Here is a 4,805-nt window from a genome sequence, read left to right as displayed (position 1 = left end):
GATTTGCGCAGATCGTCTGGTAGAATCGCATTTTTCAGGGCTGCGAAGATCGATCGCGCAATGCCCTTTCCGTTTAGAAAGCGCCGGCTGGCGCAGAGAGAGCCTGTATGACCGTCACCCTCAAAACCCCCGAGGACATTGCCAAAATGCGTATCGCCGGCAAACTGGCCGCCGATGTGCTGGAAATGATTGCCGAATATGTCAAGCCGGGCGTTACCACCGACCAACTGAACCAGATCTGCCACGACTACATCGTCAATGAGCAGAAAGCCATCCCTGCCCCGCTCAACTACAAGGGCTATCCGAAGTCGATCTGCACGTCGATCAACCACGTAGTCTGCCACGGCATCCCGAACGACAAGCCGCTCAAGGATGGCGACACCCTGAACATCGACGTCACCGTCATCAAGGACGGCTACCACGGCGACACCAGCCGCATGTTCCACGTCGGCACCGTGCCGGTCTGGGCCGAGCGCCTGTCCCAGGTGACCCAGGAATGCATGTACAAAGCGATTGAAATCGTCAAACCCGGCTGCCGCCTGGGCGACATCGGCGAAATCATCCAGAAGCACGCTGAAAAGAACGGATTCTCGGTGGTTCGCGAATTCTGCGGCCACGGTATCGGCAAGGTGTTCCACGAAGAGCCGCAGATTCTGCACTACGGCCGCGCTGGCACCGGCATGGAACTCAAGGCCGGCATGACCTTCACCATCGAGCCGATGATCAACCAGGGCCGTGCCGACACCAAGGTACTGGGCGACGGCTGGACCGCGATCACCAAGGACCGCAAGCTCTCGGCACAGTGGGAGCACACCCTGCTGGTGACCGAAACCGGTTACGAGATCTTCACCCTGCGCAGCGATGACACCATCCCTCGCGTTTCGCCCTGATCCCGTTACCGTACATCGCCTATAGAAAGGAAAGCCAATCGATGCCGCAGGTGGATCCCGAACTCTTCGACCGTGGCCAGTTCCAGGCTGAACTGGCCCTGAAGGCAAGCCCGATCGCGGCCTTCAAGAAGGCGATCCGCCAGGCCCGCGAGGTGCTTGACGCGCGCTTTCGCAGCGGCCGCGACATTCGCCGGCTGATCGAGGATCGCGCCTGGTTCGTCGACAACATCCTGCAAAAGGCCTGGGAGCAGTTCAGCTGGAGCGAGGACGCCGACATCGCGCTGGTCGCGGTCGGCGGTTACGGCCGTGGTGAACTGCATCCTTACTCCGATATCGATTTGCTGATCCTGCTGGACAGCGCCGACCACGAAGTTTTCCGCGATTCCATCGAGCGTTTTCTGACGCTGTTGTGGGACATCGGCCTGGAGGTTGGTCAGAGCGTTCGCTCTATCGAGGAGTGCGCCGTCGAGGCCCGCGCCGATCTGACGGTCGTCACCAACCTGATGGAAAGCCGCACCATCGCCGGCCCCGAGCATTTGCGCCTGCGCATGCTGGACGTCACCAGCACCGCGCACATGTGGCCGAGCAAGGACTTCTTCCTGGCCAAGCGCGCCGAACAAAAGGCCCGCCACCACAAGTACAACGACACCGAATACAACCTGGAACCCAACGTCAAAGGCTCGCCCGGCGGCCTGCGGGATATCCAGACGATCCTGTGGGTGGCCCGTCGCGAGTACGGCACCCTGAACCTGCGGGCACTGGCTGGCGAAGGCTTTCTGGTCGAAAGCGAAAACGCCCTGCTCGCCTCTTCCCAGGAGTTCCTGTGGAAGGTTCGCTATGCCCTGCACATGCTCGCCGGCCGCTCCGAAGACCGCCTGCTGTTCGATCACCAGCGCACCATTGCCGGGCTGCTGGGCTTCAAAGGCGACGACGCCAAGCAAGCCATCGAAAACTTCATGCAGCAGTATTACCGGGTGGTGATGAGCATCGCCCAGCTCAGCGACCTGATCATCCAGCACTTCGAGGAAGTCATCCTCGCACCGCAAGACCAAGCGCCACCGCAGCCGATCAACTCGCGCTTCCAGCTGCATGACGGCTACATCGAAGCACGCAACGACAACGTCTTTCGCCGCACGCCGTTCGCCATGCTCGAAATCTTCGTGCTGATGGCCCAGCAGCCGGAAATCAAGGGCGTGCGCGCCGACACCATTCGCCTGCTGCGGGAGAACCGTCACCTGATCGACGACGACTTCCGCAACGATATTCGCAACACCAGCCTGTTTATCGAATTGTTCAAATGCAAGATCGGTATCCACCGCAACCTGCGGCGAATGAACCGTTACGGCATCCTTGGGCGTTATCTACCCGAATTCGGTTTTATCGTCGGGCAGATGCAGCATGACCTCTTCCACATCTATACGGTCGACGCGCACACCCTGAACCTGATCAAACACCTGCGTAAGTTGCAGTACACCCAGGTGTCGGAAAAATTCCCGCTGGCCAGCAAGCTCATGGGCAAGCTGCCCAAACCCGAGCTGATCTACATGGCCGGCCTGTACCACGACATCGGCAAAGGCCGGCATGGCGATCACTCGGACATCGGCGCCGTGGATGCCGAGGCCTTTTGCCAGCGCCACCATCTGCCAGTGTGGGACAGCCGCCTGATCGTGTGGCTGGTGCAAAACCACCTGGTGATGTCGACCACAGCCCAGCGCAAGGACCTGTCCGACCCACAGGTGATCCACGACTTCGCGCAGATCGTCGGCGACGAAACCCGCCTCAACTATCTGTATGTGCTGACCGTCGCCGACATCAACGCCACCAACCCGACCCTGTGGAACTCCTGGCGCGCCAGCCTGCTGCGTCAGCTCTATACCGAGACCAAGCGCGCCCTGCGTCGTGGCCTGGAGAACCCGGTGGACCGCGAAGAACAGATCCGCCAGACCCAGAGCGCCGCCCTGGATATCCTGGTGCGCGGCGGCACCGACCCGGACGATGTCGAACAACTGTGGGCGCAGTTGGGTGATGACTATTTCCTGCGCCACACCGCCGGCGACGTGGCCTGGCACAGCGACGCGATCCTCCAGCAACCAGCTGACGGAGGGCCACTGGTTCTCATCAAGGAAACCACCCAGCGCGAATTTGAAGGTGGCACGCAAATCTTCATCTATGCCCCCGACCAGCACGACTTCTTTGCCGTGACCGTGGCGGCGATGGACCAGCTCAACCTGAACATTCACGACGCCCGGATCATCACCTCCAGCAGCCAGTTCACCCTCGACACCTACATCGTGCTCGACGCCGACGGCGACTCGATCGGCGATAACCCGGCGCGGATCAAGCAAATCCGCGACGGCCTGACCGAAGCCCTGCGCAACCCGGACGACTACCCGACCATCATCCAGCGCCGGGTTCCCCGTCAGCTCAAGCATTTCGCCTTTGCGCCACAGGTGACGATCCACAACGACGCCCAGCGCCAGGTGACGGTACTGGAGCTCACGGCGCCCGACCGCCCGGGCCTGCTGGCGCGGATTGGCACGATTTTCCTGGAGTTCGATCTGTCGCTGCAAAACGCCAAGATCGCCACCCTCGGCGAGCGCGTGGAAGACGTGTTCTTCATCACCGACGCCAACAACCAGCCGCTGTCCGACCCACTGCTGTGCAGCCGCCTGCAGGATGCGATCGTCGAACAACTGAGCGTCAACCAGGAACCMGATATCAAACTGTCGCGCATCAGCATCTGAACCAACAACGCGAGCCAGCTCCTACAGGAAACAGGGCTTGCCCGTTCCCACACCGAACGAGATACATCGATGAACAACGCTCTGTCCCAGCTCCAGCCCTACCCGTTCGAGAAACTCCGCGCCCTGCTTGGCAGCGTGACGCCGAACCCGGACAAACGTCCGATCGCGCTGTCCATCGGCGAGCCGAAACACCGTTCGCCAAGCTTTGTCGCCGAGGCCCTGGCCAGCAACCTGGATCAGATGGCGGTGTACCCGACCACCCTCGGTATTCCGGCCCTGCGCGAAGCCATCGCGGCATGGTGCGAACGTCGCTTCGACGTCCCCAAAGGCTGGATCGACCCGGCGCGCAACGTACTGCCGGTCAACGGCACCCRCGAAGCGCTGTTCGCCTTCACCCAGACCGTGGTCAACCGTGGCGATGACGCGCTGGTGGTCAGCCCGAACCCGTTCTACCAGATCTACGAAGGCGCGGCGTTCCTCGCCGGGGCCAAGCCGCATTACCTGCCGTGCCTGGACGAGAACGGCTTCAACCCGGATTTCGACGCCGTGTCGCCGGATATCTGGCAACGCTGCCAGATCCTGTTCCTGTGCTCGCCAGGCAACCCGACTGGCGCACTGATCCCGGTCGAGACCCTGAAAAAACTGATTGCCCTGGCTGACGAACATGACTTCGTTATCGCAGCGGACGAGTGCTACAGCGAACTGTACTTCGACGAGCAAACCCCGCCACCCGGCCTGCTCAGTGCCTGCGCGGAACTGGGTCGCAAGGACTTCAAGCGTTGCGTGGTGTTCCACAGCCTGTCCAAGCGTTCGAACCTGCCGGGACTGCGTTCGGGCTTTGTCGCCGGTGACGCCGACATCCTCAAGGGCTTCCTGCTCTATCGCACCTACCACGGCTGCGCGATGCCGGTTCAAACACAACTGGCCAGTGTTGCCGCGTGGAATGACGAGGTGCATGTGCGCGCCAACCGTGCGCTGTATCGCGAAAAATATGACGCTGTGCTGGACATCCTCGGCCCGGTGATGGACGTGGAGCGCCCGGATGGCGGCTTCTATCTGTGGCCGAATGTGGAAGGCGATGATGAGGCATTCTGCCGTGATCTGTTTATCGAGGAACACGTGACCGTGGTGCCGGGTTCTTATCTGTCCCGTGAGGTGGATAGCGTCAACC

General features: G+C 61.3%; 3 protein-coding genes. All 3 read left to right on the top strand.

Going from position 1 to position 4,805, the window contains the following annotated elements; genetic code table 11:
• Nucleotides 1–107 precede the first annotated feature (107 nt).
• Nucleotides 108–890 (top strand): type I methionyl aminopeptidase, encoded by a 783-nt coding sequence (map, locus tag ACXRVY_RS17470; protein ID WP_223458376.1) that lies wholly within the window; start codon nt 108–110, stop codon nt 888–890.
• Between the two features lie 41 nt (nt 891–931).
• Nucleotides 932–3,634, top strand: a complete 2,703-nt coding sequence (locus ACXRVY_RS17465) for a [protein-PII] uridylyltransferase (RefSeq protein ID WP_223458374.1) — start codon at nt 932–934, stop codon at nt 3,632–3,634.
• A 69-nt stretch (nt 3,635–3,703) separates the two neighbouring features.
• A partial coding sequence (gene dapC, locus ACXRVY_RS17460; protein ID WP_458237851.1) for a succinyldiaminopimelate transaminase occupies nt 3,704–4,805 on the top strand: 1,102 nt, incomplete at its 3' end.

Source organism: Pseudomonas sp. P5_A2_2, from assembly GCF_054177685.1.
This window is presented reverse-complemented; position numbering and strand designations above follow the sequence as displayed.

Excerpts from the sequence above, each read along its gene's own strand:
- map (WP_223458376.1), top strand. The coding sequence starts at position 108 with ATGACCGTCACCCTCAAAACCCCCGAGGACATTGCCAAAATGCGTATC.